The following is a 5,115-nucleotide window of genomic DNA, read 5'->3' on the forward strand; positions in this document are numbered from 1 at the left end:
CTCGTTGAGGTACCCCGACAGAGACAGGATCCCCCGGCTCCGGGCCCCCGGCCCGGACGAAGAGAGCGGACGCGGGCTGTACCTCGTCTCCCAGTTGGCGGACTCGTGGGGCCACAGGCACGGGAGACACAGCAAGTGCGTCTGGGCGCGCTTCGTGATCGCGGACAGGAGCTGTTGATCTTGCCAGGCCCAGGGGAGCGCGCCGCGACACGGGGCAGACGGAGTGGGTGGACACGGGGCCGCTCGTACGGGCCTGCCTGGTCCCGCACGAAGAACGGCAGCACGCCCTCTCGCGCACGCCGCAGTCTGCAAAGGCCGGTGCCGCACACACGGTGAGGACTGCGAGACCCCGCCACGCTGACCCTGGCCTGTACGGAGGAGTCGGCGGGGCCGGACGAGGTGCTGGTCGTCGGCACCCGCTTCGGCCTCGGCTACATGCTGCACGGCCCCGGCTCCTTCGGCCACCCGGGCCGCGGCGGCTCCCTCGCCTTCGCCGACCCCGACTCGGGCGTCGCCTTCGGCTACGTCACCAACGGCATGCAGCGCGGCGTCACCGCCGACCCGCGTGCGCAGGCGCTGGTGCGGGCGTTGCGGGCCGCTCTCACGTGAGGCTCGGCCGCCGCGTGGAGGTGAGGCTCACCAGGTCTTGCCGGCCTGCTCACGGATCGTGCGGTTGATCCGGTTGAAGAAGTTGGTGAGCGCGATCTCCAGGGTGATCGCGGACAACTGCTCCTCGCCGACCCGGCCAGACTCGCGTCGATGGACCTGCCGAGCCATCTCGGCACGGACGGTACTGGCGGACCTCGGAGCCAGGGAGCACGTCAAGAGCTCTAGGCGAAAACTTTGCCGGGGTTGAGAATCCCGGCCGGGTCGAGCGCACGCTTCACCGCGCGATGCATCTCCAGAACGGCCGGGCCGAGTTCACGGGTGAGGCCGGGCCGCTTGAGCAGTCCCACACCGTGCTCACCAGTCACCGTCCCACCCAATTCAAGGGCGTCCGCGATGATGTCGTCGAACGCCGCGCGGGCTCGGACCTGAGCCGCCGCGTCACCGTGTTCCGTCACCAGCAGCGGATGCAGGTTGCCGTCGCCGACGTGCGCGATGTTGGCGATGGTGATCCGGTGCCTCTCCGCGGTCCGGTCGATGCGGGCCAGCATCTCCGCCACCGCCCCGAGGGGCACACAGACGTCCTCCGTGAGTACCGGCCCCAGTCGCTCGAGCGCGGGGAAGGCCAGCCGGCGGGCCGCGAAGAGCATCTCGGCCTCTTCCTCTGTCTCCGACCGGTCCGCCCACGTAGAGCCGGCTCCGCGGAAGCAGTCGACCATCCGGCGGGCGCCCTCTTCGGCGGCGCGGCCATCGTCGTCGAAACGGGCCAGGAGGACCACGTCCGCCTCGGCGGAGAGTCCCATGTTCTTCCAGGCATCGACCGCGCGCAGACAGTGCCGGTCGACGAGTTCCAGCGCGGCCGGCCGCAGCCCGGCGGCAGCCGTCGCACGCACCGCGTCACCGGCCTGCCCGACGCTGTCGAAGTAGCCGACGACGGTCACGCCGACCGGAGGCAGGCGTCGCAGCCGGACCGTGATCTCGGTGATGACACCAAGAGTGCCCTCGGCGCCCACCATAAGGCCCACAAGGTCGTAGCCGGCGACCCCCTTCGACGTACGGCGCCCGAGCCGGACCACCTCGCCCGTGCCGGTCACGACCTCCAAACCGAGGACATAGTCGCGAGTGACGCCGTACTTGACGCAGCACACTCCGCCGGCGTTCGTCGCGACGTTTCCTCCGATGGTCGACCAGGGAGAACTGGCGGGGTCAGGCGGGTACCACAGGCCGAGCGCCGCTACATGGGCGCGCAGGTCGTCGTTGACCACACCGGGCTGCACGACGGCGAGGCGCTCCAGCTCGTCGACCTCCAGCACCCGATCCATGCCGTCCAACGCGAGAATCACGCCGCCTTCGACGGCATTGGCGCCCCCCGACAGTCCGGTACCGGCGCCGCGTGCAACCAACGGGACTCCTTGCTCCAGGCAGGCACGAACCACGGCCTGGACCTCGTCGGTGCTCTTGGCGCGCACGACGGCCGCCGCTCGGCCAACAGGCGCCCACACCGCCTGGTCGTGGGAGAGACCGGCGACGATGTCCGGATCAGTCACCACCCGGCCGGCGGGCAGCCGTCGCCTGAGTACTTCGGCGATACCCACGGCAGGGGGCGGCGTGCTGACGAGGTCCCGCTCGGCCACCCGCATACCTCCAGAGAAGTCGACTCACATAGGGGTGCAACATAGATGGCACCACGCCGCCGGGCGGTCGGTTCATGGACCATATGCGCGAAAGACGGGCTTACTGGGCGCGGCAGGTCCTGAGGTAGCTGAGGAATGATGCCTGTAGCCCGGTTGGGGTGACACCCTGCCCGCCACCAACCCGCCGTCGATCCCGCCGGTGTCGCGAACGGTGGTGAAGCCGGCGTCGAGCGCCGCGCCGGCCGTGGCGAAGATGTCCGCCGCGATCTCGGCGGCGCTGATCCGAAACGATAGCTTGCCGGGATCGCGCCCCGTTCCGTCGATGACCGTCGCGCCGACTGCCTGAGCAGGTCCCATCGCCGATCCTCCGCCGTTGCGAGCTGACTGCGACCATGTGCGAAGCAACACGGAACCGCCCATCCATCTTTTCCAATGGATAAACTGTGGGAGTGATCCTGTCAACCTCGGAACGCAAGGGCAGCGCGCGCGAGCGACTCCTGGCACGGCTTCTCGACGCCTTCGGCGAGGCCCTGCCCCCGCCGGAGATGTCGCTCCGTGAGATCGCCGCCCGGATCGAGACCAGCCACGCCCTGCTGCGCTACCACTTCGGGTCACTCTGGGGCGCCTTGGCCGCCATGCTCAAGGCGCAGCGATCCCGTGACAACGAGGCACTTCTGGAGGCCGCCCAGCAGGGCACCTTCGACGATTTCGTCGGGGCGATCTGGCGTACTTACACCCGGCCGGAGCAGCTGTCGCGTGTCCGCGGCTTCTTCTACGTCGTCGGACTGGCCGCGTACGGCCCCGAGGACTTCCGTGAGGTCGTGGAGTCGATCGGCGACCTGACCGCGATGTTGTCCTCACTCGCGGAACGCGAAGGGCTCGAGGCGAAGGAAGCGCGGGATGTGGCCACCGTCACCGTTGCCGCGATTCGCGGCCTCCTCCTGCAGGAACTCCTCACTCCCGGAACCCGCTCGGACGACGCGGTCACCTTGATCCTGCGCATGAAGGAGGGCCGACCCGCTCCACGATCACGTCCGGAGCGTTAGGCAGGCCCTCGGCCCTTGCCGCTGCCTCGCCTGATTCCCCCGACCCTGTCTGCGGACGCGCTGACGAGCAGCCACCCGGCCGCGCGGTGCGGACTCCTGCGGTCCAACTCTGGGGCGCCCCAGGGCCCCGGCGGCGGTCTGTTCGTCGGGGCCTCGTGCGCCTGAGCTGACTAGCGGTCGAACTCTCCCTGCCTGACGCCCAGGAGGAATGCTTGCCAAGCTCCTCGGGTGAACGTGAGGTGAGGGCCGTGCTTTTCTTTGCTGTCCCGTATGGAATGGCCGCCTATGGTCGTAGGGGCGATTTCAACGCAATTACCCTCTTGCAGGGAGTAAGACGACTTACGGTAAGGGCCAGTAACCTCTGGGGTCATTCCTCTTCCTCGCTGCTCCGCAGTATGCGCCGGATGAGTCGCGCGCTCGCATCCGGGGCCAGTGCCGCCGATCGTAGTTGATCAAAAGCATTGGCGTAAGCGCTGAGGTCATCGGGATCTTCCAGAACCGACGTGCCCCGCAGGTTCTCCATGGTCACCGCTTCAACCGCAGGGCCGGAGCCGAAGCTGAACGAAGAGAATGCGGAGATCCCCGCAAGCAATCCCGCAGTGAACGGAAGGACTTGAATGGTGACGTTCTGCCTCTTGCTCACCTCAAGTACTGCGGAGAGCTGTTCACGGTGGACAGCAACGCTCACCAGCGGGTGAATGATGACAGGCTCCCAGAGGATGGCCGTATACACGGCCCCTCCGGGTTCGATTTTCGCCTGCCGCGTCGCGCGTGCCTTGACCAAGTGCGCCGCCCGTTCGGTATCGATGCAATTTGGGCCCGCCGTGATAGTCGCCTCGGCGTAAGCGGCGGTTTGCAACAGGCCTGGGAAGGCTACGGATTGCCATTCCTGGATGAAGGTGGCGTCATCCTCGATCGCGATGTGGTCGAGGTAGTCCTCGCGCAAATGCGCCGCATGCTCGAGCCACCAACCGCGATGGTTGGCATTCCTGGCCAAGTCCTCCAGTCCTGCCCGCACATCGGCGTCTGTGACGCCGTAGGCGTCCAGCAGGAGGCGAAGGTCGACAACGCGAGCGCTCACATGCCCGGACTCAATACGGCTGATCTTGGGCGCCGACGCCTCGATCACTGCGGCGGCTTGCTGCTGGTCCAGCTCTGCGGCCAGTCGGTACCGCTTGAGCGCTGCACCGAGTCGCCTGCTGCGCACGGTCGGCTTTCCCCCTGCGGGCATGGGTTCCCCACCTCTCTGCTGACTACCCAGCGCGACACCGGGCCCACTGTACGGCTCGACCGCACGCTAGTGGCGCCTCGTGCGACTTGCATGACTAAGAGTTGCGAGATGCATGCTTGCAGATCTAACCTCTTGAGTGCGCGCCGCTACAGAGCGCGAACTTGACGACAAGTCAGGGGGTAGCACGCATGCCGACCGCCATGGCGGACCGCCGGGACACCTTCCGTGTCTCCAAACACAAGCGCAGCCTCCCGGGTGTACGGACCCGCATACGGAAGACCCTCGCGGACTGGGGGATCAGCGGCACTCTCGCCGACGACGTGACCCTGTCCGCTGACGAACTGGTGTCCAACGCCATCCGCCATTGCCGCGTGACGTTCGCCCTGATCGAGATCTCTGTCTCGGTCCAGGGCGAAGCCCTGCTCGTCGAGGTTTCCGACCCCGACAGAGACAGGATCCCCCGGCTCCGGGCCCCCGGCCCGGACGAGGAGAGCGGACGCGGGCTGTACCTCGTCTCGCAGTTGGCGGACTCGTGGGGTCACAGGCACGGGAGACACAGCAAATGCGTCTGGGCGCGCTTCGTGATCGCGGACAGGAG

6 protein-coding genes and 2 pseudogenes are annotated in these 5,115 nt (G+C 67.7%); 3 read left to right on the forward strand and 5 right to left on the reverse strand.

All coding sequences use genetic code 11. The annotated features are described in order from the left end of the window. Positions 1–348: 348 nt before the first annotated feature. Positions 349–609: pseudogene (locus BBH68_RS17810) on the forward strand (serine hydrolase); the annotation flags it as partial. Positions 610–636: 27 nt separating this feature from the next. On the opposite strand, the pseudogene BBH68_RS39470 reads toward BBH68_RS17810, so the two are convergent. The 3 genes and pseudogenes from BBH68_RS39470 to BBH68_RS43180 form a co-directional block, all read right to left on the reverse strand. Next, positions 637–735: pseudogene (locus BBH68_RS39470) on the reverse strand (carboxymuconolactone decarboxylase family protein); the annotation flags it as partial. A gap of 95 nt (positions 736–830) precedes the next feature. Then, complete coding sequence (locus BBH68_RS17815) at positions 831–2,195, reverse strand: FAD-binding oxidoreductase (protein ID WP_245738098.1); 1,365 nt, start codon at positions 2,193–2,195, stop codon at positions 831–833. 117 nt (positions 2,196–2,312) lie between these two features. Further along, on the reverse strand, positions 2,313–2,597 hold the full coding sequence (locus BBH68_RS43180; RefSeq protein WP_245738097.1) for a hypothetical protein: 285 nt from the start codon (positions 2,595–2,597) through the stop codon (positions 2,313–2,315). A gap of 92 nt (positions 2,598–2,689) precedes the next feature. On the opposite strand from BBH68_RS43180, the gene BBH68_RS17820 reads away from it, so the two are divergent. Continuing rightward, a complete protein-coding gene (locus tag BBH68_RS17820) occupies positions 2,690–3,286 on the forward strand; it encodes a TetR/AcrR family transcriptional regulator (protein WP_065963589.1) in 597 nt (198 codons plus the stop codon). 170 nt (positions 3,287–3,456) lie between these two features. Here BBH68_RS17820 and BBH68_RS39480 read toward each other — a convergent pair whose 3' ends face one another. Further along, positions 3,457–3,657, reverse strand: a complete 201-nt coding sequence (locus tag BBH68_RS39480) for a DUF397 domain-containing protein (RefSeq protein ID WP_076970816.1) — start codon at positions 3,655–3,657, stop codon at positions 3,457–3,459. After that, positions 3,654–4,517 (reverse strand): helix-turn-helix domain-containing protein, encoded by an 864-nt coding sequence (locus tag BBH68_RS17825; RefSeq protein WP_065963591.1) that lies wholly within the window; start codon positions 4,515–4,517, stop codon positions 3,654–3,656. Before BBH68_RS17825 ends, BBH68_RS39480 begins: the two co-directional genes overlap by 4 nt. 188 nt (positions 4,518–4,705) lie before the next feature. On the opposite strand from BBH68_RS17825, the gene BBH68_RS17830 reads away from it, so the two are divergent. Then, positions 4,706–5,115 (forward strand): ATP-binding protein (locus tag BBH68_RS17830; RefSeq protein WP_065963593.1); only part of this gene is annotated, 410 nt, incomplete at its 3' end.

This window comes from Streptomyces sparsogenes, assembly GCF_001704635.1.
In the GTDB taxonomy this organism is placed as follows: Bacteria; Actinomycetota; Actinomycetes; order Streptomycetales; family Streptomycetaceae; genus Streptomyces; species Streptomyces sparsogenes.